This is a genomic window from Acinetobacter albensis, assembly GCF_900095025.1.
Taxonomy (GTDB): Bacteria; Pseudomonadota; Gammaproteobacteria; order Pseudomonadales; family Moraxellaceae; genus Acinetobacter; species Acinetobacter albensis.
In genome coordinates, this window is sequence record NZ_FMBK01000009.1 from 141,416 (window position 1) to 166,923 (window position 25,508).

15 protein-coding genes are annotated in these 25,508 nt (G+C 39.5%); 6 read left to right on the forward strand and 9 right to left on the reverse strand.

Annotated features, from left to right (window positions below):
* The first annotated feature begins 58 nt into the window (after positions 1 to 58).
* Together GA0116959_RS09195 and ppc are read left to right on the forward strand one after the other, a co-directional pair.
* Positions 59 to 688 (forward strand): TetR/AcrR family transcriptional regulator, encoded by a 630-nt coding sequence (locus GA0116959_RS09195; protein WP_092720475.1) that lies wholly within the window; start codon positions 59 to 61, stop codon positions 686 to 688.
* 156 nt (positions 689 to 844) lie between these two features.
* Positions 845 to 3,529 (forward strand): phosphoenolpyruvate carboxylase, encoded by a 2,685-nt coding sequence (gene ppc, locus GA0116959_RS09200; protein ID WP_092720432.1) that lies wholly within the window; start codon positions 845 to 847, stop codon positions 3,527 to 3,529.
* Between the two features lie 157 nt (positions 3,530 to 3,686).
* On the opposite strand, the gene GA0116959_RS14265 is transcribed toward ppc, so the two are convergent.
* Positions 3,687 to 3,824, reverse strand: coding sequence for a hypothetical protein (locus GA0116959_RS14265; RefSeq protein WP_171256897.1), 138 nt, complete (start codon positions 3,822 to 3,824; stop codon positions 3,687 to 3,689).
* Between the two features lie 3 nt (positions 3,825 to 3,827).
* Here GA0116959_RS14265 and GA0116959_RS09205 point away from each other — a divergent pair, with 3 nt between their 5' ends.
* Positions 3,828 to 5,129: a solute carrier family 23 protein gene (locus GA0116959_RS09205; protein WP_053579128.1), complete on the forward strand. Its 1,302-nt coding sequence runs from the start codon at positions 3,828 to 3,830 to the stop codon at positions 5,127 to 5,129.
* Positions 5,130 to 5,231: 102 nt separating this feature from the next.
* Positions 5,232 to 6,134 (forward strand): LysR family transcriptional regulator, encoded by a 903-nt coding sequence (locus tag GA0116959_RS09210; RefSeq protein ID WP_092720433.1) that lies wholly within the window; start codon positions 5,232 to 5,234, stop codon positions 6,132 to 6,134.
* Positions 6,135 to 6,162: 28 nt separating this feature from the next.
* Here GA0116959_RS09210 and GA0116959_RS09215 read toward each other — a convergent pair whose 3' ends face one another.
* The 5 genes from GA0116959_RS09215 to ilvD (GA0116959_RS09235) form a co-directional block, all read right to left on the reverse strand.
* On the reverse strand, positions 6,163 to 6,900 hold the full coding sequence (locus GA0116959_RS09215; RefSeq protein WP_092720435.1) for a sulfite exporter TauE/SafE family protein: 738 nt from the start codon (positions 6,898 to 6,900) through the stop codon (positions 6,163 to 6,165).
* A gap of 266 nt (positions 6,901 to 7,166) precedes the next feature.
* Complete coding sequence (locus tag GA0116959_RS09220; protein WP_092720436.1) at positions 7,167 to 7,454, reverse strand: chorismate mutase; 288 nt, start codon at positions 7,452 to 7,454, stop codon at positions 7,167 to 7,169.
* Positions 7,435 to 8,745: a hypothetical protein gene (locus GA0116959_RS09225; protein ID WP_092720438.1), complete on the reverse strand. Its 1,311-nt coding sequence runs from the start codon at positions 8,743 to 8,745 to the stop codon at positions 7,435 to 7,437. Before GA0116959_RS09225 ends, GA0116959_RS09220 begins: the two co-directional genes overlap by 20 nt.
* Positions 8,746 to 8,814: 69 nt before the next feature.
* Positions 8,815 to 10,500 carry a dihydroxy-acid dehydratase gene (gene ilvD, locus GA0116959_RS09230; RefSeq protein WP_053579133.1) on the reverse strand — a complete coding sequence of 562 codons (1,686 nt, stop codon included), beginning with the start codon at positions 10,498 to 10,500 and terminating at the stop codon, positions 8,815 to 8,817.
* Positions 10,501 to 10,872: 372 nt separating this feature from the next.
* Positions 10,873 to 12,702, reverse strand: coding sequence for a dihydroxy-acid dehydratase (gene ilvD / locus GA0116959_RS09235; protein ID WP_092720440.1), 1,830 nt, complete (start codon positions 12,700 to 12,702; stop codon positions 10,873 to 10,875).
* A gap of 420 nt (positions 12,703 to 13,122) precedes the next feature.
* Here ilvD (GA0116959_RS09235) and fmt point away from each other — a divergent pair, with 420 nt between their 5' ends.
* On the forward strand, positions 13,123 to 14,082 hold the full coding sequence (gene fmt, locus GA0116959_RS09240) for a methionyl-tRNA formyltransferase (RefSeq protein WP_092720442.1): 960 nt from the start codon (positions 13,123 to 13,125) through the stop codon (positions 14,080 to 14,082).
* On the forward strand, positions 14,082 to 15,389 hold the full coding sequence (rsmB, locus tag GA0116959_RS09245; RefSeq protein WP_092720445.1) for a 16S rRNA (cytosine(967)-C(5))-methyltransferase RsmB: 1,308 nt from the start codon (positions 14,082 to 14,084) through the stop codon (positions 15,387 to 15,389). Before fmt ends, rsmB begins: the two co-directional genes overlap by 1 nt.
* 61 nt (positions 15,390 to 15,450) lie before the next feature.
* On the opposite strand, the gene GA0116959_RS09250 is transcribed toward rsmB, so the two are convergent.
* From GA0116959_RS09250 to GA0116959_RS09260, 3 genes are read right to left on the reverse strand one after another with little or no spacing between them, the layout of a single operon-like run.
* Positions 15,451 to 18,345, reverse strand: a complete 2,895-nt coding sequence (locus GA0116959_RS09250) for a DUF11 domain-containing protein (protein WP_092720447.1) — start codon at positions 18,343 to 18,345, stop codon at positions 15,451 to 15,453.
* A 1-nt stretch (position 18,346) separates the two neighbouring features.
* Positions 18,347 to 19,417: an OmpA family protein gene (locus GA0116959_RS09255; protein WP_092720450.1), complete on the reverse strand. Its 1,071-nt coding sequence runs from the start codon at positions 19,415 to 19,417 to the stop codon at positions 18,347 to 18,349.
* 3 nt (positions 19,418 to 19,420) lie between these two features.
* Entirely contained in the window at positions 19,421 to 25,441 is a 6,021-nt protein-coding gene (locus tag GA0116959_RS09260) for an SdrD B-like domain-containing protein (protein WP_092720452.1), read from the reverse strand.
* Between the last annotated feature and the right edge of the window lie 67 nt (positions 25,442 to 25,508).

Sequence of the window (25,508 nt, forward strand, 5' to 3'; positions counted from 1 at the left end):
CATTAATTATAATTCTAGGGTCAAATCAATGACCTTTTTCATTTTTTTGGAAAAAATTGTGCAAACACAACTCGGTCGTCCGAAAGATTTAGAAAAACGTCAGCAAATTTTAACTGCGGCAAAATGTATTTTTTTAAAATGTGGGTATCACGGTTCAAGCATGAATCAGATTGCTCAAGAAGCAGCTGTGACTAAACTGACCATTTATAATCATTTTCAAGATAAAGCCAATTTGTTTGTCTGTGCGATTGAACAAACCTGTGAAGAATCCATCCGAGCACGTACCTTAAAACTAGACGCCAATAGTGATTTTAAAAAAGAATTTATACATGCCTGTGAATTGGCTCTAAATGTTATAAATTTACCAGAGGCCATAAAATTAGAATTATTATTACTGGAGCTGGCGGCTGAACAAAGTCCATTGGCCGAACAATTTTACAATGCCTCACATCTGCGAATGAATGCAGTTTGGGAAAACTTTTTTCAGCAAGCGATTGATCTTGGCTTTATTCGGGATGAAAATTTAAAAACGCTAAACTTGCTGATTTTATCTTTGTTACTCGGTATGCGTCATCATGAAGTACTGCTTGGAATTCGTGCAGTTCCAAATCAAGAGGAAAAGCGACAAATTGTTTTAAACAGTATCGATCTATTCCTGATGAAATATAGTCCTCTCTCCCGCTATTAAGATTCTAAATAATGCATTGCTCAAGCTTCAGGCATACTTCATAGAGATATGATTGCTGTTTAATTCGGCAAAACTTTACATACTTTTGTATGCCCCTACTAGGAATGTAGGTATTTCGCGATATAGTCGAAATAACAAGAATGGGAGAGTAAAAAAATGATTCAACAAATTGATGCTCCACTGCGTGAAGACGTGCGTCTACTCGGAAACTTATTGGGTGAAACCCTAAAGGAGCATGCAGGACAAGATTTGTTTAATCAGGTTGAACAGATTCGTGCCCTTTCTAAAGGCGCGCGCGATGGTCAAATCGAAGCAGAAAAACAACTTGAACAATTATTTTTAACCCTTGAAGATGATGAAATTCTGCCATTAACGCGTGCATTTACCCATTTTCTGAACTTTGCCAACATTGCTGAACAGTATAATGTGGTACGTAATCGTCGCAAAAGCGAGTTTGATGAACAGGGACCGTCCCCTAATCCACTCGATCATCTTTTTCAAAAATTTAAAGACCATGATATTTCAGCCAATACCTTATTCCAGCAAATTTGTGAACTGAATATTGAGCTGGTTCTGACTGCACATCCAACCGAAGTCAGCCGTCGTACCTTAATTCAAAAATATGATGATATTAATGACTGTCTATTTAAAGCCGATCAACAAAAACTGACACCGCGTGAACGCAAAACAATTTTGCAAGAATTAAAACAACTGGTTTGTTCCGCTTGGCAAACGGACGAGATTCGTCAACATCGCCCAACGCCTGTCGATGAAGCCAAATGGGGCTTTACCACTATAGAACAAACGCTGTGGAATGCCGTACCCAAATTCATCCGCGAACTCAATGAAATGGTCGAAGATCATTGTGGTCAGCGGTTACCCTTAAGCATTGCGCCAGTACGTTTTGCCTCATGGATGGGCGGTGACCGTGATGGCAATCCCAATGTCACCCATAGTATTACTCAAGAAGTACTGTGGTTGTCACGGTGGAAAGCAGCAGATTTGTACTTACGTGATATCGAAGATTTACGCTGGGAATTGTCGATTCAAAATTGTAGTCAAGAACTGACGGATGCGCTTGGACATGCACATGCTGAACCTTATCGTGAATATTTACGTGATACTCGTGAGCGTTTAAAAGCCACACGACATTGGCTAACCCAAAAACTACAAGGGCTCGATGCCGATGACAGTGCGGTCATCAAAAGCAAAGATGAATTATTACAGCCTTTGTTGTTGTGTTATCGCTCGCTCATCGCTTGTCATTTAACCGACATTGCAAATGGCAAACTGCTCGATTTCATCCATCGGGTCAATTGCTTTGGGATTGAATTGCTCAAACTGGATATTCGTCAGGAATCGGGTCGTCATCGCCAAGCCATTTCCGCGATCACTGAATATTTAGGCTTAGGCAACTTTGAAACATGGACTGAACAAGCACGCCAAAACTTCTTATTGCAGGAACTACAAAGCAAACGTCCATTACTACCGAAACATTTGAATGAACCAAAACAAAGTCTGATTGAACATCCCGATGTACAAGAAGTGTTCGCGACCATGCGTACTTTGGCCGAACAGCCGAAAGAAAGCTTGGGGGCCTATATTATTTCCATGGCGGAGTATCCAAGTGACGTTCTGGCTGTTTTACTGTTGCAAAAAGAAGCAGGCATTCAACATGCTTTGCGTGTGGTTCCATTATTTGAAACCCTGAAAGATTTAGATGGTGCAGCTGACACCATGAATACCTTGTTCAATATGCATTGGTATAAACAGCATATTCAGGCTAAACATGAAGTGATGATTGGTTATTCTGACTCGGCAAAAGATGCAGGCTTTATGTCGGCCAACTGGGCGCAATATCGTGCACAGGAAGAACTGACTACTGTGGCAAAAAAACACGCGGTGCAATTGACGTTGTTTCATGGTCGTGGTGGTTCAATTAGCCGTGGTGGTGCACCCACCCAACAGGCTTTATTCTCGCAACCCCCAGGTTCTATTTCGGGTGCTATTCGAGTGACTGAACAAGGCGAAATGATTCGCTTTAAGTTCGGACTTGAAGGTATTGCACTGCAAAACTTAGAAATTTATACCGCAGCCACTTTAGAGGCGACCTTGTTGCCGCCACCTGTACCAAAAGAGGAATGGCGTCAGCTGATGCACAGCATGACCGATTTATCAGTACAGGTGTATCGTCAAACCGTGCGTGAAAATCCACATTTTGTGAAATATTTACGTACCGTCACGCCTGAACTTGAATTACAAATGTTACCGTTAGGTTCACGTCCCGCAAAACGTAAAGTGAGCGGTGGGATTGAGTCTTTACGTGCAATTCCTTGGGTATTTGCTTGGACACAAATTCGTTTAATGCTACCTGCATGGCTCGGGACTGGAGCGGCAATTAATCAAATGCTGGATCAAGGACAAAAGCCTTTACTGGATGAAATGTTACAACAATGGCCCTATTTCCAAACCTTAATTGATATGTTGGAAATGGTACTCTCAAAATCAGATAGTCATGTGGCCTTATATTACGAATCACATTTAACTGATGATGAAGATTTAAAAATATTGGGTGAACAACTGCGTCAACGCTTAAAAGATGCCGTGCAAACCTTATTGGTTTTAAAAGGTGAATCGCAATTGCTCAGCAGCAATGAGGTCTTGGATCAGTCCATGAAAGTGCGTAAACCCTACTTGTTGCCGCTGCATTTATTACAAGCTGAACTGATGAAACGTCGTCGGCGCTATTTGGCAGAATGTCAGGCAGAGCATACCCCTGTCGATCATGCCTTAATGGTCAGTATTGCCGGCATCGCGGCGGGGCTTCGTAATACGGGTTAGTTTTTGAATTTTCGTTCAAAAGAGCATATGTGAATATGCTCTTTTTTTGTTCAAACTCGTAAGCTCAATAGACTATTATTTATCAGTAAAATAAAAAATGGTTATGAATGCTAAACCTGATTTAACTTTACATTAATAGGCTGATTTCACATTCATTTTAAATCATTAAATTTTTACCAATTGGTAAAATAATAAATAAATTCATACTATTAATTTGAATAAAATTAAATTGATCTAGATTAAATTCTCTAAAAACAGGAGTATGATGTGCACAATTTACGATTTGAGTGCTCATTTTATGTCCAGTTGGTTTCCGAAATGGCGCCCCTATGAAGGCAGTATTGACGCACGCCCTGTAGGTACAAACGAATATCTTCCGCCTGCCCAAAGTGTGGTTTTGGGGATACAACATGCATTTGCCATGTTTGGTGCAACCGTCCTTGCCCCTTTCTTAATGGGTTTCGATCCCAATCTGGCTATTTTAATGTCAGGGATTTGTACCATTTTATTTTTCCTGATCACAGGTGGTCGTGTTCCGAGTTATTTAGGTTCAAGTTTTGCCTTTATTGGTGTGGTGATTGCAGCCACAGGTTACGCAGCTTCTGGTACAGGTGCGCCGAATGCCAATCTGGCTTTGGCAGCAGGCGGTATTATGGCTTGTGGTGTGCTGTATGCCATCTTTGGTTTTATTGTCATGGCAACAGGGACAAACTGGATTGAAAAACTCATGCCGCCAGTCGTCACTGGCGCAGTGGTGATGATTATTGGTTTAAATCTTGCCCCTGTCACCGTCAAAGGAGTCGCTGGCAATAACTTTAATATGTGGATGTCACTGGTTACAGTGATGTGTATGGGTTCGATTGCGGTCTTTACCAAAGGTTTACTGCAACGACTGTTGTTATTGGTGGGCCTATTATTGGCTTATCTCATCTATTACATCGTTTCAAATGTGATGGGTTATGGAACGGCAATTAATTTCACCCCCATTCAACAAGCTGCTTGGTTAGGCTTACCGACTTTTCATTCGCCTGTATTTGATTTTAATGCCATGTTAATTATTGCACCGATTGCGCTCATTTTAGTGGCAGAAAATTTGGGTCATATCAAAGCAGTCAGTGCCATGACAGGTGAAAATTTGGATCCACAGATTGGTAAAGCTTTTGTTGCTGATGGTATTGCCACGACTTTATCCGGTGGTGTCGGTGCACCAGGCATGACCACCTATGGTGAAAATATTGGTGTCATGGCAGTAACACGCGTCTACTCTACAATTATTTTTGTCTTTGCGGGTGTCTTCGCAATTTTTCTGGGTTTGTCGCCTAAGTTTGGCGCGATTATCCACACCATTCCCACTGCAATTTTAACCGGTGCATCGATTGTGGTGTTTGGCTTAATTACCATTGCGGGAGCAAAAATTTGGATCGAAAATAAAGTCGATTTTTCAAAAAATAAAAATTTAATGGTGGCTGCGGTAACCATTATTTTAGGTACAGGTGACTTTGCTTTGCAATTTGGAGGCTTTAATTTGGGAGGAATTGGCACTGCAACTTTTGCTGCGCTCATTCTTAATTGGTTCTTTAGTCTGGCCGATCCATCATAAATATAAACGTCATTTTTAAGCAGCCGACTGGCTGCTTTTTTTTGGCTTATATTTAAAAAATTTTAGTATGATGAAAGACATTTTATGGCAATGATATCTTCCATGCGTCTCGACTTTTTTGATCTGCAACTGTTCTTAAATATTGTCGATACTGGCAGTTTGACCAAAGGTGCTGAACGCTCTGCCATTTCTTTACAGGCTGCCAGTGAACGAATCAAGAAACTCGAACATCAGTTTGCCGTGACTTTATTTATCCGTCATTCTTCTGGGGTTAAACTGAGTATTGCAGGACAAACTTTTGCAGAACACGCTTTAGCTTTAATTCAACAAGGGCATCAATTGCAACAGGTGATGGCAGTTTATCAAAAAGGACTGCATTCAAAGATAATACTGTGGTGCAATTCATCTGCACAAAGTGAATATCTACCTTTTTTATTGCCTCAATATTTACTTGAAAACCCTCACGTACAGATAGATTTAAAAGAAGCAGAAAGCAATGACATTATTCAGGCTTTAGACAAAGGCACAGCACAACTGGGCATGATTTCAAGTTTTTTTAATTCTGATCATTTACACACTTTGCCTTTTTTAGATGACCCTTTGGTGCTGATTAGTCCAATCGATCATGAACTTAAACATCAGTCTGCACTGCAATTGGTCGATATTTTGCATTATCCATTTGTCGGTTTAATGCAATATCACTCTTTACAACAATCAATTGAAACTCAAGCCAAAATATTAGGTTGCAATATTAATTACCGTTTACGTTTACCCAATTTTGCAGCCATTGCCCAAGTCGTCGCCAATGGTGTTGGTATTGCGATTATGCCCAAACGCGCAGCTACACGTTTGAGTTCTGATTATCCCTTGCACCATATTGAATTAACAGGTGCATGGGCAAACCGTAAGCTGTTATTGGCAGCCAAAAATTTTAATGATTTGCCCGTTTCTTATCAGCATTTTAGTCAGTTCTTACTTTCAAAAAAGTCTAAATTATCATTTTGAATTTAAGCGCACTTGCTCAATTTAAGCTTTAAATGATCCCAAACTGATGGATTAACATATAACTGCCGAAAACAACCAGACCGAAAAAGAAAACTTTGCGAAATTTTTGTTCAGAAATACGATAACGAATTTTAGTTCCAAGCCACATCCCAAGCAGGGCTGGGAATAAGGCAATCAATGACATTTTATAGTCAACAGAAATATTTCCAATTGGATTTTGCTGTAGAAATACCGCCAGACACAGCGTTGAAACAGTAAAAGCCAAACCTAAGGATTGTACCAATTCATCACGTTTTAGATGTAATGATTGTAAGAAAGGCACCACTGGAATCACCACCACGCCTGTTGCAACGGTTAAAGCACCCCCTAAATATCCCACTATGGGCGATAACCATTTTTCATAGGCGCCCAAATTTGGCATATTTTGAGCGAATAAACCGTAGAGTCCATAGAGTGCAAGCATAGCACCCAGTAATGCTTCACTTTTAAATTCACCATGAGCCAAAGTTGGAAAAATACTCCAGACCGAACCAACAATAATCCCCAATAATAACGGCCAAAAACGACGCACTAATTTCAGCACATGTCCTTCGGCAAAGAGTTGCCAAATATTGGTCACCATTGAAGGTACTATGAGTAAGGTGGCTGCTTGAAATGGCGTGATAAAAATGGTCAACAAGCCCATAGAGACTGCAGGCAGACCCAGTCCAATCGTACCTTTAATCATCCCTGCCAGCGCAAATACGCCTATTATAAAACCAATCATCGACTACACTCGTTCAACCGTGAAACTCATGCTAGGTCAAGTAGGCAGATTATAAAATCATTGTTTTCCGGATTGAGCCTCAATCAAAAATTGAGGCTAGTTTTAAAAAAGTGATTTATGCTTTTTCTCAAAAATGGTTTCATTTAAATGGAAACACTTACTGCGCACATCGGCGAAAGAATAAAATGATGAGGCGCTTTTTAATCTCTTTTAATCAGATATTTTTAAAGTGTTTTTTATAATTTTGAGTGCCTGATCAATACGTATTAAGGTCTAATTTCTTTTAATTCACGTTGAATAAACTGCTGAATCATTGCACGGTATAATTGTTCGACCAAATCTGGATCTATACCTAATTCAACCGCTTGTGCACGAACTTTTTGAATGATTTGCTCAACACGCTCTGGAGATTGTACATCTTGTATACTTTTCTTAAAACGCACTGCCTGATCGACGTAAAATTGACGTGTTGCGATCATTTCAATCAGTGCAGTATCAATCGCATCAATCTTTTCACGTGCTTGCTCTAAAGACTCACATTTTTCTTTGTTCATTGTGGTTATCATCATTTTCACTTTTATATTGTTCTTCTAACACATTAGAAAAAATACTTTCAATCATCCAAACTCGATACAAGCTATTGAAGACATAACTTTGACCATCAATCCGAAGCTCAAGCACGGGAAAATCAGGTTGTGATTTCATTTCACAAAGTATGTCATTTTGTTTGAGTTTGGCAGCAATATCTTCAGTCATTAATGTATCAATATTTAAATTTTGTTTGATTTGATTAAAATGTGATTGAAAGGAAAGATCCTTTCCTTGCGTCCAAACAGCCTGCAAAATGTCATGCATAGTCTCAATTCGTTGTGCTTTCGGCACGCTGTAAAACAAGGTCGCCATTGCATGAGTCGCCTGCTGGGTAGGGCGGCAGAATGGGGTAAATTTGACCTGTGTCCGTTTTGACAACCGTGTCGCCAAGCCCCAATCAAAAAGATCACGTCCTTGGTAGGACAAAGGATAAACATTCAGCTGAATATTATAATAATTCGCCAGCTCTTCTTTAATATAAGCCAGCAGCAACCATGAAACGGGGTCTTCAAGTGCAATATATAAATCTAGCTCTGGATCAAGCGCTTGGATTTTATTGAGTTCTTCGGCATCACTGATTAGATGCTCGCGCCAATCAATATGATTAATTAAAAAAATCGGATTTCCGGTCAGTAATTTTTGCTGTTTTAAACGGCGGGTCAAACGTAATAAGTCATCAACAGCCTGATACTTACGCTCGCCAAATTCAAAATAGCTCGCCAATATCGCGTCATCATTAAAAATACGTTCTGGAAAATTTTGCACATGATGATGCCGACTGGCCATGGCGTGTAAAGTCCGTAATTTGCCATACTGCTTTTGCCACAGCATATGAAACACGTCTTCTAACAAATACAAAAAATCTTGCCCACGCAAAGGGGTATGACGCAAAACAATTTCAGCTTGTTGTATCGCTTCTAAGGGCGGTTGTTCTGGCGTTTCATGAAAGCTAAAGCGGTGCTGTTTGGATAAAATTTTTGCATCATTTAAACAATAATGTTGCCACTCAAGCGCAGTCATATGATTTGGCGGTTCGGCTGTTTGGCTTGAAATAATCACTTTTAATGGTTTCAGTTCATCACTTAAAATTTCTTCAAGCTCGGGTAACTGCTGTGCTGCCAAATAGCTGTAGACATCATCTAAACGTAAATGAATACTTAAACCCTGTTCCGTAGATAGTACCGCTTGACGACTCGGTTTTTGATAAAACCAACGCGATCGAAGGGGGTCAAACCAACGGCGTAACAGTGACATGAGATTGGCCTCGAAAAAAACCCTTGTAGTGCTACAAGGGTTTATAACAATTTGTTAGAGAATGATCAATTATACATCTAAATTTAGGTCTGTAACCGCCCCTTTTTCGGCCCCTGTGGTCAATTTAGCAAACTTTGCCAATGCGCCATAGCGATAATTAGGCTGTGGTTTGATCCAAGCCGCTTTACGTGCAGCCATATCTTGATCAGAAATATGTAAGGTCATTTCGCGGGTTTCGGCATTAATGGAAATTTTATCGCCATTTTTCACTAAACCAATTGGCCCGCCTTCATAAGCTTCTGGGGTGACATGACCAATCACAAAACCATGACTACCGCCAGAGAAACGGCCATCTGTTAACAATGCGACCGATTTACCCAAACCCTTCCCAATAATAGCAGAAGTGGGTTTCAGCATTTCTGGCATACCTGGCCCGCCTTTCGGACCTTCACCGCGAATCACAACGACATCACCTTCTTGTACTTCTCCATCCAATATCCCACGCATGGCACCAATTTCGCCTTCAAATACACGAGCTGGACCTTCAAAATACAAACCTTCTTTACCGGTAATTTTAGCGACAGCACCTGTAGGGGATAAATTGCCTTTTAATATCACCAGATGCGAATCTTTTTTAATCGGGGCATTAAACGGCAAAATAATCTGCTGCCCTTCAGGGTAATCTTCCACATCGGCCAAGTTTTCTGCCAGCGTTTTACCAGTCACGGTTAAACATGAACCATCCAACATACCCGCATTTAACATACGTTTCATGAGCGGTTGAATCCCTCCAATAGCAATCAATTCTGACATGAGATATTGACCCGATGGGCGCACATCTGCCACCACGGGAATGTCCTGACCAATTCGCACAAAATCATCCAATGACAGTTCAACGCCTGCGGTATGCGCCATCGCGAGCATATGCAGTACACCATTGGTCGAACCACCCAGTGCAATCAGCACTTTAATCGAGTTCTCAAAAGCCGCTTTGGTCATAATGTCGCGTGGTTTGATATCCAAACGTAACAAATTCATGACTGCTTCACCCGCACGATTACAATCGAGTAACTTCTCGTCAGACACCGCTTCTTGCGCCGATGAACCTGGTAAGCTCATACCAAGTGCTTCTATCGCAGATGCCATTGAATTTGCAGTATACATTCCCCCACAAGACCCAGGACCCGGTAATGCCACTTCTTCAATTTGCTTGACTTGAATGGCGCTGATTTCACCTTTGGCATGCTGACCAACAGCTTCAAACACAGAGATCATATCGGTATGGCCTGCGCCCGGTTTAATGGTTCCACCATAAATAAATAAACCCGGACGGTTTAAACGTGCCAAGCCCATAATGCAACCCGGCATGTTTTTATCACAACCGCCAATCGCAATCACCCCATCATAAGCCTGACAGCCCACCACGGCTTCAATGGAATCAGCAATGATTTCACGTGACACCAGTGAATATTTCATGCCCTCTGTGCCATTGGAAATTCCATCAGAAATGGTAATGGTGTTAAAGATAATGCCTTTACCGCCTGCTGCATTCACGCCTTTCTCAGTTTCACGTGCCAAGCCATCAATATGCATATTGCAAGGCGTGACATTGGCCCATGTCGAAGCAATGCCAATAAAGGCGCGTTCAAAATCAGCATCTTTAAAGCCAGTGGCGCGCATCATAGAACGTGCTGGAGCATTTTCTATGCCTTCATAAACAGGCGCTGAATGTTCGCGGATATTGTCTTTACTCATTATTTTCTTCCTTGGCGATGATGAGGATTTAAACCCTACATCTTGGCAATTTATTCATATTTTGATTGTATAGAAAGCAGTTGATATGTAAACGTCTAACGCAGCTTAAGTAAATTTATCTTTTAGACCTATTTCACTGAAATTTAATCACATGATCTAGCGATATGGATGTCGCTGTTGCCCTCATGCAGCAAGGACGCTGCATGAGGGCAACGAAAGATTTGTGTTACTTTTGCTCTCTCAAAAGTCAAAGATCATCTACGCATTGCCATTTTAAAATTTCAAAGCACGATGTGATCGTGATATTTTCTAAAAATATTAAAAAAGCACCCCAAATGGAGTGCTTTTTTTATCTATCAAAGAAAAGATACATTAAAGTTCACGTACCGCACCTTTTGAAGCACTGGTGGTGTGCATGGCATAGGCTTTTAAGGCTTTAGAAACCTTACGTGGACGTACTTCCGCAGGCTGCCAACCTTTGGCTTCTTGCACTGCACGACGTGCTGCCATCGTTGCTTCATCAACCGCCAAATGAATAGTACGGTTCGGAATATCAATTTCGATGAGATCTCCATCTTCAACCAAACCAATTGCACCACCTTCCGCAGCTTCTGGTGATACATGACCAATCGATAAGCCTGATGAACCGCCTGAGAAACGACCATCGGTGAGTAATGCACAATCTTTACCTAAACCTTTCGATTTTAAGTAACTGGTTGGATAGAGCATTTCTTGCATGCCTGGCCCGCCGCGTGGACCTTCATAACGAATCACTACCACATCACCCGCTTGAATACCACCACCCAAAATACTCTCTACCGCAGCATCTTGGCTTTCAAATACACGTGCTGTGCCGTTGAATTTTAAAATAGAATCATCCACACCCGCAGTTTTTACAATACAACCTTCGAGAGCGATGTTGCCGTAAAGTACAGCCAAACCGCCATCTTGCGAAAAGGCATTGGCGAAATTACGAATCACGCCATTATCACGATCGCCATCTAGACGGGCATAGTAACGGTCTTGTGAGAAAGCTGTCTGGGTGGGTACACCGCCGGGTGCTGAACGGAAAAATTGATAAACTTCTTCATCTTCCGTGCGGATGATATCCCATTTATCTAAGGCATCTTTGAGTGTTTTTTCATGTACGGTCGGTACAGAAGTATCGAGCAAGCCTGCACGATCAAGCTCACCTAAAATGGACATAATTCCCCCAGCACGGTGGATATCTTCCATATGTACATCTTGTTTTGCAGGTGCAACTTTACACAATACTGGTACTTGACGAGACAGACGGTCAATATCAGTCATGGTGAAATCAACTTCTGCTTCATGTGCAGCTGCCAATAAATGTAAAACAGTATTGGTTGAACCACCCATTGAAATATCCAAAGTCATGGCATTTTCAAAGGCGGCTTTGGTGGCAATTGAACGTGGTAAAACGCTGTAATCGTTTTGTTCATAATGACGTTTTGTAAGTTCAACAATCAATTGTCCCGCACGCTCAAACAATTTCTTACGGTTAGCATGCGTTGCCAAAGTCGAACCATTGCCTGGCAGTGATAAGCCTAAAGCTTCAGTCAAACAGTTCATTGAATTTGCAGTAAACATACCTGAACATGAACCACAGGTTGGGCAGGCTGAACGCTCATATTCAGCCACTTCTTCATCGCTAAAACTATCATCTGCCGCCACAATCATAGCATCAACCAAATCGATGGCTTTTTCATTGCCTCGGATTTTGACTTTACCTGCTTCCATTGGGCCGCCAGAAACAAACACCACGGGAATGTTTAGGCGCATAGCGGTCATTAACATGCCTGGGGTAATTTTGTCACAGTTAGAAATGCACACCATCGCATCAGCACAATGCGCATTCACCATGTATTCAACCGAGTCAGCAATCAGGTCACGTGAAGGCAATGAATACAGCATCCCGTCATGACCCATTGCAATCCCATCATCGACCGCAATCGTATTAAATTCTTTAGCTACACCGCCTGATGCTTCAATTTGTCTTGCGACCAGTTGACCCAAGTCTTTTAAATGCACATGACCGGGTACGAACTGTGTAAATGAATTGACCACGGCAATAATGGGCTTACCAAAATCTTCATCTTTCATTCCTGTTGCACGCCATAGGCCGCGTGCACCAGCCATATTTCTTCCGTGTGTCGATGTTTTTGAACGATAGTCAGGCATTGTGTATTTCCAACAAAGTATGTGCTTGAAATGAATTCTAGGATTCATTCTGGCTGAATATGACGGATAGATAAGACTAAAGCAGTCGAAAATAATTCATCTTACTCGGGCTTGGGTATTGAATCAGATGCGTTGTCTAATCAGCTCAGTAAGGTCTATTCAGATTTCGACTGGTGTCATAAAAAATGAAATTGGGAACTAATATAACGCTATCCCATCAAATTAAATACAAAACTTTCATGAATAATTTTTTAATTTTGCATTACTTTATTTTATTATTTTAGAAATTAATCTCTATAAAAAATTCCTTAAAAATCCAATCCTTTTTTAATTTCAGTTGCTTATCAGTTTGCTTACAGCATCGTAGGTCTCTGTGTACTTTTGGCTTATAATAACTTAAGTTTATTTGGAATTTCATTTTTGAAAATCATCTTTGCAGGCACGCCTGAATTTGCTGCAGTTGCTTTAGAGGCGCTGTTAAAAACTGAACATGAAATTGTAGCGGTATATACTCAACCTGACCGCAAAGCAGGTCGGGGGCAAAAACTTCACGCATCCGCGGTTAAACAGTTGGCTTTAGCGAACAATATTGCAGTTTATCAACCCTTACATTTTAAATCCTCGACTGAGGAAGGGGTTGCAGCACAACAAGAATTGGCAGCCCTTGCTGCAGATGTGATGGTCGTTGCAGCTTATGGTTTAATTTTACCGCAAGTGATTTTAGATACGCCTCAATATGGCTGTTTAAATATTCATGGTTCACTGCTTCCACGCTGGCGCGGCGCGGCGCCCATCCAACGCGCGATTGCTACAGGTGATATCGAAACGGGTGTAACCATTATGAAGATGGCTGCAGGTTTAGATACAGGCGACATGATGTATAAAACCCGGTGTCCGATTGAAGCAAATGATACTTCTGCACGCTTACATAACAAATTAGCCCTTCAAGGTGCAAGCGCAATTGTGACCGTTTTAGAGTCTGAACAAACGCTGCTCAATTATTTGGCAAAACGTGAAGTTCAAGATGAAACCCTGACTGTTTATGCACATAAATTATCTAAAGCCGAAGCTCAAATTGACTGGTCTATCGAGGCCATGCAAATAGACCGTAATATTCGTGCGTTTAATCCTTGGCCAGTGGCTTTTATTGTTCTCGATGCGCAAAATAATTTAAGAGTTTGGAATTCTGAGTTATCCAATCAAATAGCAGCAAATGCTCAAATTGGTGAAATTATCGCGATTGATCAACATGGAGTACATGTGGCCTGTGCAAATCAAAGCATCATTATACTAACTGCATTACAATGGCCAGGTGGCAAACCACTGAATGCTGTACAAATTTTACAAACCCAAAAATTGACTATTGGACAAATTTTATAATGAAGCAATCTCCCCACGCCTCAGGTAAAAACCTCAACTTACGTGCTCAGGTTGTGAAAACGTTATTGGCTGTCCAAAATGGTCAATCTCTGGCATCAGTTCTTCAGCAGCATATGTCTATTGTTTCTGATAAAGACCGTGCGTTGTATCATGAATTAGTGCTGGGTTGTTTACGCCAATGGCATGCGCTTAAACAACTAACCTTACCTTTACTGGCTAAACCACTGGAAAATCAAGTGGTTGAAACTTGTTTATACGTTGGTTTATACCAATTATTATGTACTCGTGTTGCCGCTCATGCCGCTATTTCTGAAACAGTTGAAGCCGCAAAACAATTGGGCATGGAAAGCTTAAGTGGTGTGGTCAATGCCATTTTGCGCCGCGCAACACGTGAAACTGAGCAGTTCTATGATGTGCTTGAACAAGCCTCAAATTTACCAAGTTGGTTATCAAAACGCTTAAAAAAGGATTGGGGCGAAAACTTTGATGCTTTAAGTTATGAACTTAAACAAGTGGCGCCACTCACTTTGCGCGTAAATACCCGTCAAGTCAGCCGAGATGAATATCTCGACATTTTAGAAGATGAAGGCATCGACGCACATCGTTGCGACATTTCTGAGGTCGGCATTGTGATGGATGAAAGTCTGCATATTCCAAGCCTTCCCGGTTTTGAAGCGGGCGGTTTTTCGGTACAAGATGAGCATGCTCAGCTTTGCGCAACTTTATTGCCTAATCTGAATGGCAAGTTTGTGATTGATGCCTGTGCAGCCCCAGGCGGTAAAACTGCACATATTTTAGAAAGATATCAACCCAAAAAATTGATTGCACTCGACCAAGATGAAAAACGCTTAAAACGTGTGTCTGAAAATTTGGAACGTCTCGTACTCGATGGTAAACATGTGGAAATTGTCACAGCAGATGCGGTGAAATGGAGTTCATCTGAACTTGCAGATTGCATTGTCTTGGATGCCCCTTGTTCCGCCATTGGTGTGATCCGTCGCCATCCAGATATTCGTTTACTGCGTCAGTCGGGTGATATTGCCAAAACGGTTCAGTTGCAAAAACAAATTTTGGATAATATGTGGCAACAACTCAAAGTGGGTGGCACTCTGCTTTACGTGACGTGCTCAATTTTAAAAGCTGAAAATGAGCAGCAAATGGTCGATTTCTTTGCCCAACATGCCGATGCTCAGGAACAAAAAATTGAGGCTGATTGGGGCATTGAACAAATTCATGGTCGTCAATTGTTGCCACACGCTGGTCAAGGTGATGGTTTCTATTATTGTCGAATAACAAAAATAGCGTAATCTCTACTTTAAGTTTCAAACATAAAAAAGGTGGCTCATAAGCCACCTTTTTGATTATGGGCTACTGCATCTTAATCCCAAAATAAAGTGATTTCTCTGCTTGAGGCAATAGACTAGGCAAAATAGTTTTTACTTTTGCCCCATCATCTTGCACATTGTCCCCTGTACTGGTCATAGGCAACACAGCATTCGGTTTCCATGGAATGGTATAAGCAGGATACATGTCATTGACTGAAACATTTTTCAGCTCAGAATCACCTATATTTTTCACTGTAATTCTATAGATCAGGCAATCATTCAATTTAAGTGTTACGTTTTGGATTGAATAAACTGCATTTTTGACTGCTGAGTTATCCATTGCAGTGCAATTGGCTTGCTTGTACTGCATCTTTTGAATGTGCAGTTGATTTGAACTGACAATAATATTATCTGTATTACTTAAACTTGCCAAAATAATGCTTTGACCATTATTATCTGGTACTGCTTCTAATTTAACTTGACTACTCATACCATTAGTAGCGATTGCTGGTGCTTGAACTTTAATCAGTAAAGCCAGTTCTGCACTTGCTGCAATAGAAAAAGCTTGATTTGAGATCATACGATCTACTGCATCTAATATGCCGTTTTTATTGACATCTTCAAACAAGGTATAAAGAAAACCATCATTAGTAAATGGTATCAGTTTAAAGTTTATATTTTGTTCGCTTATAACACCTCGATTGAGTAATCGATGCGAGAAAACATATGTTCCTCCAGCATTGACCTGTGCTGTTTGGTCATTAAGCAGCTCAAGTAACCGCTGTTGTAAATGATCAGATGTTATAGCATTACGAATTACATCCCCTAAACCAGACTGCATGGATTCAATTGCAAACCAAATATCTTGTTTTGCATTTGCTGATCCATATAATGTAGCCACAGCACAGACTTCTCCAGTAGTATTGGCAGGCACAGTGAGTTGTGTAATTTGCTGGCCACCAGATGTACCCACTTTACACTGAGCATTGCCTAGAGCAAAAAATTCAACTTTTAATCCAGAACTAAATGGATTAATTCCACTTTTTACTAATGTTGAATAATCTCCTGAACTTAACGTTGGCGAAACTGCTGTACTTGATGCATATAATTGGTAGTCTTGGGCTAAATTGGCATAATTCTGAATGTTTAGAGGAAAATAGACTTTTGTATTTGCAATTGCTTTTTGTGTCCACAACGGCGTAGTACCTGTTCTACCCTCTTTTCCAATGACAAACATACCTACACCCGTTGCGGCGGCATCGGATGTAGGTGCACTTGTTGTATTATTAGATAAATCACTTTTAGTCGCGATAAGCGTTTTTACAGTTGACGTATTGTTTGTAGAATCTAGGTCATACATTTTTGTAGATTCAATAATAGCTGTATTTTCTACATATCCTGTAATGCTAGTGTCTGTATCTGTTACCTTTAAGTTTTTAATCGTAAATCTGTATTTAGCATAAGCTGGAATATTTCCTAAATTTAAGCCACTTCCTGAAGTCGTAGTAAAAAGTGAAGTAAGTGCATTTGTGTCCGTCCATATTGCAGGACAAGCTTTACTAGTACCATCTGTTAAATCTTCACATACTAGAGCGGTTTGACTTGCAACTGCCCCCGTTGTGACTCTAAGTAAATTTTTAAAATTATCGCGTAATACCACACCATCTGCTTGTACTGCAGTATTATTCGTAACATCTAATTTATAAGACACTAAGCTGTCTTTTTGAATGACAGATTCTGGAGTTAATGTTTTAACAACTGATAAGTCTATATCATCTTCTTGAATTTTTAAGTCAAATGTAACATCTGCACTTACATTTCCACAGGCACTTAATGAGGTTGCAATTGCTTTGCTAGTGGCATCCAATGCAAAAGAAAAAGGTAGTGTGACATCCCCATTGGTCTGAGTATTACCCAAAATTTTAATCACCAAGTCATTCACTTGAACTCCTTTGGTATAGTCCAAATTGGAGTTGTAGACTGGAGTGTAATTAAAGGTCACTTTATTGGCATTTGAAGTCACTAAACCATCGGATGAGTTTAACTCAACTAGATTCGAACCAATCCGCTTATACAGTCGATAGTGAGTGCCATAAACAGCTTTTGTTTGTGTATAAGCCGTTGGGTATTCAATTTTAAATTGTAATGTAGGCATATCAGCGCTACTTAAAATTTGTCCAACAATATTAAATGGAACTGAATAATTCTGACCTGTTGTCTCACTTCCTTCATAAAAACGACCAGAGTCAGCACTAAACTCGACTGCTGGCTTTAAGCTTAAACTTATATCATCAATGAAATTTCCGAGAGTTGCGTTACTCCCATAGCGTGTTGCATCAAAAATAAATTGATAGATACCACTCTGTACATTGACCTTGGCCTTATTTCCATTGGGATTGGCAAATTTCCATTCAAATAGATTAGAAACTGACTGACTGGTTCCTATTGTTTGATCTTTTGAAAAACTGAAACGATCGGCCGAAACTTTTCCAATATAGAATGTTGCCTGCTCATTTGTACTAGAACGTGCGGCATGTCTAAAGTTCCAGATAAATTCCTCATCTTTAAATAGACACACATTTTGGTAAAGAGCAGATTGAGCACTTGCGTTTAACTCTGCATACTGATTGGCACTGGGAGAGTTATTAATCGTACTCCAGTTACTATAACTTGTAGATGCAGCACCTCTACCACGCCAAATCTCAATAAGTTTAGGATTAGGATGCGTTGTTAACCAGCCCTCAACGGCTGTTTCCGCAAATTGATCAGTAGTATTATTAGATGAAAGAGCCGGTTGATTAAAACCTAAATTGACAAAACTCCGCTGAATTTTGACTTTTGCCGTATCTGCTGCTGTATCTGCCGCATAGAGTGGAGATATAGCGCTTGTCCATAAAACTGAAGATGCCAGAATATGACCTAAATATCGTTTTATCACTTTAGTTCACCTTCAGTTTTTTCTGGCTAAATTCTGGCTGTAAGTCCTGCCACTGTGGTTCTAAAGTCACTTGAATTTGCTCGAGCTCACTTAGCTGCAACACGACTCGGCGGCTTTTGGCAGATGCTAATTGGGGTTTTATGTCCGTCTGCAAATCTTTCGCACCTTTTGCTTCAGATTGAATTCGCTCTTTTGCAATTCCTTGCGCAAGCAGATAATGCTGTACAGATTGAATACGACGCTGTGCAAGTTGTAAATTATAAAACTGGCTTGCACGATCATCTGTATAGCCTAATAACATAATATTCATTTCTGGATATAATTTTAATATAGGAATCAATTGTTTCAAAACTTTCTGACTCTCTGAACTTAACTCAGCCTGATCAAAGGCAAAATGTACTACATTTTTTAGCGTTAAATGCTGAGTAGGTGTATCTGGCTGAATTTTAATTAGAGGCCAAAATTCTGCATTTACTCCCGTACAACCTTGTCGATTTAACTGTGATAATGATGGTAATTGTTTTTTTAACTCAACATTTTTTTTTGTTAATCCTGTCGCTTGCATCACCTGATATAAAGAATTTTGTGCAGATTTAAACAATTCATTCGAATGGCGCCAACCTAACTCGCAATATTCAGCCGCCGCCCAAACTAACATAATTTCAGCATGGGCTAAAGTTTCTGGTGCTTTTTCAATTGCACCATGTTGTTTTAAATATTCAATATGTTCCCATAAATCACGGCGCATCACTTGTGACGTACTTAATATCGGTGTGGTTAAACTTAAACTTTGATTATTCTGTAAGCCATCTACAAGCACTTGCGCATATTGAACCGCTTCTTTTCCAGCACCAGATAAACTGTGTTCAGATATTTCATTTTCTGCATAATTCAGCCACATTTTCGCTTTGTAGGCATGATATTGACTTAAATGATCTGGAAATGAAGAATGATTTAATGTTTCAGATAATATATGTATCTGCTTGCGTAAACTTACTTGTTCAGCACTATTGGCATAAACCACAGTATTTACCATGAAGACACTGGCGATTAACAATGTACGTAATCTCATATTCTATCGTCCCTGTTCTGGCTCTAAAGCAAAGTTTGTTTTTGCTGAACGACCACCAAACAGATCCTCATCAAACTTAAATCTAAATCTTAAATACGCACCCTCACCTGTCGAGCTGGTATTTGCCAACTCATCATCTTGATAACCTAGGAAATTGTAACCTGCTGAAACCCAAAGATTAGTCGCCAATAAATACCCAAGCTCAGCTCCCATCAAATAGCGTGTACCTGCTCCGCGATTTGCCCATAAAGAACCTGCTTGAACACTCATATCCCAACGTTCATTTATGTCATAAATCACACGACCACTTAAAAGTTGGGTTAATGCATCACTGCTTATTTGATATTCATCCAATTTTGACCATTTCGCAGCATACTGACCAGATAATGTTAATTTACGCTGAGGATGGTAATTGGTATGAATAGAGGTTACATAAGCCTCACGTTGAAATTCTGCTTCCAAATCGGTTGCATTATTTTCATAGTAATATTCTATTTTTGATAATACATCCAGTTTGGTTTCATCAAAATCACGCCAAGCAAGACCTAACTGAAAACGGTTACGGAAATGATCACCCTGATCTTGTGTTTTATTGTCTATAAAATTGAGTGTGTTTTTAGTTAATACAGTGGCATCATCCGACAACTTATAAGCATAACCAATAGTATTGATCATAGTGTCTGACGTATCTGAACGGCGACCCTCTAAACGTGTCATCGCTTTCCAATTTTCATGCACAAGATATTCAATGCCTAGACTTGCTGCAGTTGAATCTTGGCTTACATTTTCAGTATTTTGAGACAAGCTTTGAATACGCTCGAAACTCGTATTTAAATACACGCGTGGTTTTATTTGCCAACGATTACGCAAACCTAATGCTGCTTCTGCTTCACGATTACTCATACCGTCTGCAACACGATACTCACTAAATGCAGAACCATCTTTCATGTAATTACTAGAAATACCAAAAATCGTGCTATTGGTTTCTTGTGTATTATTCATTGAATACAAACCATCTATAGCCGAAATTACTTCATGTCGGGCATAAACTTCAGTATTTGGTAAAACTTTAACAGTACCACCTAATGCTAAAACTTGTTTTTCTGAATCAGCGACATCCTGCTCATATTCAATAAATGTGCTAGCACCCTTCCAAGGTAAATTCCCTGTGAACTTTATACGAGCAGTTGTTCCGTTATAAGGCCCTACATTCTCAGTTGCTAAAGTTGCTGCTGCAATAGTTTCATCATAATGACGCAACCCAACCTCTACTGCCAATATTTTGAAAAAATTACGCTCAAGGCTTGCAGAAAAGCCCGTACGTACTCCCTCGTTATTTTGATCTTCTGTACGAATGGCCTCAACGCGCGCCAGACCAACTTTCGCAATCGGTACTGAGGCTTTTAGACCACTTTCTGTACGACCTGCACTAATTGTAGCGGCATCATTTTGAAAACCTTCTTCTGCTTGTTGGTGATAAGCACGTACATTAGCAAAAGCAGGTGCATATTCAAATTCAATACGTGCGGCTGTGCCTTCATTTTTATGACTGCTTGAGTCAGTACTAATTTGTGTAATTTGGTCTGCTGTAGAATCGGTATTTTTTGACTGCGCTACTTCTGCAATCAATTTGCCATATTGCCCCACTTTTATGACCGTATTTAAGCTGGCAATTTGTTCTTCTTGTAAAGGGTCATTACTTTGGACAAAAGATCCACCAATTTTTAAATGGCTTTGCATGGCATAGCTAAAGCTTAAGCCCCCTACCTGATATTCTTCACCAATTTCATCTGCTTCTACAGTAATACGAATAAAATTTGGATTAAGATCTGGATCAACACTTGATACTGCTTGTTTTAAATAAATGCTGTTGCTGAAGGTATCAATTTCATAATCTGAGAAACGTGTGAGTGCTTGCTTGGAAATAATTAACCCAGGGTTATTGCGATCACGGGTTAAAATTTCAACTTTTTCACTATTTTCTAAAATTTGATCATTTGAAATTGCACCTAAACTATAAGGCCCAGTAATTCCCATGGCACGATTTTCTGTAACAATTTGGCGAGATTTAGTTTCGGCAGCAAATGCTGAAGCCTGTAATTTATCTCCCTCATGCCCAACTTTAATCCCTGTCAAAGAACGATTATATTGGCCTAATGCTAAACCTTCATCCTTTTCTGTACGGGTAATATAATCGCCATACACAGCATAAGAACGACCTTTATCTAAACGAACATATAACTTACTGGTTGATTGTGCATCAAATCCTTTGGCCGCAGCATCACCATAAACTGGATAATATTCATCGGGTTGAATATCACGAAATAGTCTTTGTTTAGCACTTTTATTCGAATCATAAGCAAGAGTCAAAAGATAATCACCTTTGACTTTACCTTTAAGGAACATAGCTGCACGCCCAGTTAAAGAAGTACTATCGCCCCAGTTTGCAATTTGATTTAATTCATCTTCAAAACCATCATTACGATTAACACTATGTAACTTATTATTGTCAAAATTATTAAAATTAATACTTCCTTCAATTAAACCAACAGCAATTAATGGACGTAGGTCAGCTTCAAATTGAATATTTACTTCTTGTTTTAACAATCCACTACTTACACGTAACTTTCCACGACCCGGTACATTTGGTGCAATGATTGGCACAATCATTTCACCACCATCGATGAACGTTTGAATACCGGGTTCATTCGGATTCAAATCCTGAAGATCAATTATCCCCAAATCACTTTCTAAAGTGACTGCAGTGCGTGTAGCAACTTTAATACCTTGTTTGTCCTGTAATTGAACCACCAATTGTAAAATGTCACGCCCATTGGCCATAACTTTGCCAAGACTCTGTTCAACCTTAAGCTGATCAATTTCATCCGGAACAATAATATCTAATTGTTGGCTATCCCTTACATTTCCTGCAAAATCTAGCTGTTCAACACGAATGTTATTTTTACCTGTTTTAAGCTCAATACCTACATACTCAATACCTTGCTTTTTTTCTTCGGCAAGTACTGCCAATTTACCACGGCGTTTTTCATCTACAGGTTGATCATTGACCCAGATTCGTTGTGTCGCTCCTGCTGCACCTTGAACCTGAATACTAGTTTGAGCAAAGGGTAAAACTTGTCCATCTTTTAAATTTAATATTTCTAAGGCATTACTATCACTACGTTTTAAGTAGTCTTCCAGATTTATCAATACTGTTGGTTTGACTGGATCAATGAGCAATTGTTTCTGTTTAAGAGTGTCTGTACTATTTTGATTCAGTAGACAATTCTGATCATTATCATTGGCTAAGCAGCCATTGGTATTTTCTGATCGGACACTGGTTTGAAGATAAGAAGGTGCATCAATTGAAAGTTGCTTATTAATTGCTTTTTCAAGGTTCAGATTTTGAGTATTAATTTTGTCCTGACGCTGTTTTACCACCTCATTTAAAGGTGCTGAACATGCTCCAGCCTGATCTGCGATTGCAAAATCTGCACGATGTAACTCACCACGTTTTACATCAACAAAACGACTCGATGGATCACCCGCATTTCGATTTGACTGGCTAATTAATTCTACACCCGCAGGTAAGGTAGTACGGTCTAATTTCAGTACATGCGTTTTAGGTGAAATCCCATAAAAATCATACTTACCTTCTCGATCAGTAATGACATAACTTCCATCTTCCATGTATAAACGAACACCGGGCACGCCAAGTTCGCCTTTATCTTGCATACCGTTACGATTACAATCGGTATAAACCTTTCCGACTACAAAAGCATCAGAACTAAATACCCCAGGGCGCACTTTTACTTTTGCTTGTGCTTCATTGGAACTTAAACCCGTTTGATCGATTGCTTTTGCTCGATTAATACCATCGCCATTTAAAGCATTTGGCCCAACTAAAACTCGATATTCAATTTTTGCACTAGAACTTACTGCTAAATCACCTAAGCCTAGTGTTAAATAAGGACCTTTTCCACCTTCAGGATCTGCGACAGGCTTACCATCAATCCGCATAGTATTGGCCACATAACTAAAGCCCCTAGGTAAAGTATCCTGTAATTTTACATCTCGAACCAATACATCACTTTGATTAAGCACAGTAATACTGTAGTTGGTAAAATCCCCTAATTCAACGGTGCTATCACGTGCGGTTTTTTGAACCATTAAACCCGACTGACTGCTTATAGGGTCAATCGGAATATCAATATTCAAAGCAGGACTATTCGAGGCTAATGTAAATACACCGCCATATGAATATTGTGAATCTACTGCCAGATTATTAAATGAACTGATCGGATATATTACTTGGTCACTGACAAAATTATATTGCTTCGCAGAGATAGTCGAAGTATCAACCAAGAGCTTATAATTACCTTGAATAACTTGAGGATAAATGAATTCTCCTGTTATCCCAGTTACTTGTTTCGCAGGAATTGAACGTAATTCACCTGTCACACGATCAATGTCAAAAGCCACATTGTTGCCCACAGGTTGATCATTTTCATCCACCAATATAACCGTTGCCCCTGAGACTGGCTTTTGTGTTTTAGCATCAAAAACAATACCATAAGGATCGATTAATATTTGTGTTTCAATGTCTGGAATAGCTGTGGTTGCTTGGCCCTGTGCATCTAGACATTCAACTAAATTTATCGTCACCTGATCGCGTTTTAAAGTTTGCAAAACCTTATCATTTAAGTTTTTCACTGAGTTTTCTTCAGTATCTAAACTAAATTGAAATATACCTGTATTTTCACCACTTTCGAGTGCGGAAACATAAACAATATCACCCGTTAACTTTGAAATAATCTTTACACGTACTTGCTCTTTGTTGAAACGATGAGCATTACAAACAGCAGCATTCGTTTTAATATATACCGGTTCATTCACTTTACCCGTATATAAATTCTGTTGAAAATTTTCCGTGGTACTATTTAAAATTGGCTTACCAACTACTTTGGTTTGTACTTTATTAGAGAGGGTCTTTTGCGCAGTCTGACCAGCTTGATGTAATACATAAGCTTCGTTCATCACAGTACTATAACTAATAGTTGGTTGAGTTTTTACCGTCAATTTAATATGACTTTTTTGCCCGCCCGCAAAAGGTTGTTTATAAGCAACTACAGCATAACCAATTTGAGTTTTATCACTCGGTAGTTGGGTAGAATATTGACCTTCACTTAATCTATGTAAAATCACAGCTGAAGAAGAATGGTCTATTATTTGAATATTTTCAAAGATTGTGTTCGCAGGTAATAAGTCTTCCACAATGACCCAAGATTCCTGCTGCCCATCTACTGTAACTTTCGCAGGAGATATCGCTAAAGAACTAGAGTTGGTCACGGTAAAAGTATAATTTAATATTTGAGATAAGTTGTTACTAGTAATGAGGTCTTGATCGACTGCTTTTTCTATTTTTAATTTTGGTTGAAAAACCTGAACAAGATCTTTTACAGTTTTCTGTATTTGGGATTCTTCTCGAATTTCGGCCGTTAAAGGTAATTCAAGCTTAGCTTGGTCAGTTGTTTGAGATGATGTATCCGCAACCACCCATAAATGTATAGTTTGGTTGGGTTGTAAAGATATACCCTGTTCTAGTAAAACATCAGAAATGTCAAAAACACCATTCTGATTCATATCAAAATAAATTTTTATATTTGTTAAATCTTTAACATTGCTGGTTTTAAAATCAAACCATGCATCTGTATTACTGGTATTAGTTACTTGATTTAACCAAATAACTTTAGAACCTGCTTCTACTTGTTGAAGTTGGCTTGGAAATAATTCAAGACCATAAAATTTTGCAATTTCTATATTTACTGCATTGGATTGGGTCGTCTTTAACAATTGCCCATCGTTTGAATCACTGACTTCATAACTCGCATAAGCAATATTCTGAATCATTTGTCCAGCGGCAGGCATTGCAGCATGACTTTGTTGTGCAAAAAACAAAGCAGAAGCAAAAGCAGATACAGATAAAGTATCTATCTTTATATTCATGACTTTTTTATTTGACATAACCCCAACCCAAAACAAAAAATATAAAAACTGATCCTTAAAAAAGGATCAGTAAAAATTACAACTT